At 48.8% G+C, this 285-nt stretch carries 1 protein-coding gene; it reads right to left on the reverse strand.

Annotated features, from left to right (window positions below; genetic code table 11):
• A partial coding sequence (locus ACTHTA_RS11470) for a two-partner secretion domain-containing protein (RefSeq protein ID WP_440379633.1) occupies positions 1-285 on the reverse strand: 285 nt, incomplete at both ends.

Below are 285 nucleotides of genomic sequence, written 5' to 3' on the forward strand. Positions count from 1 at the left end.
GAGTAATGCCGTTAGGGTTTGCCAAAACATAGTCTGCGGCAATACCGAAGATCTCTTGCTGACCCAAGATCAGGGAAGGGTTTTTGCTGACCACTTCATTCAAGATCACAGATGCGGCTTGACCTTGGAAGTTTTTGTTGGCAGACAGGTTTCCGGCCAGTTGGGATTTACCGGCAGACAGGGCGTTATTCAAAACGGCACCGTGTTGGGAAACGTTGTACTTGTTGTATTGGTTGTGAGAAAGACCTTGGGCTGTCGGTGCGGCAATGTTGACGATGTCAACAT

This window comes from Neisseria sp. P0013.S005 (assembly GCF_051958425.1).
Taxonomy (GTDB): Bacteria; Pseudomonadota; Gammaproteobacteria; order Burkholderiales; family Neisseriaceae; genus Neisseria; species Neisseria subflava.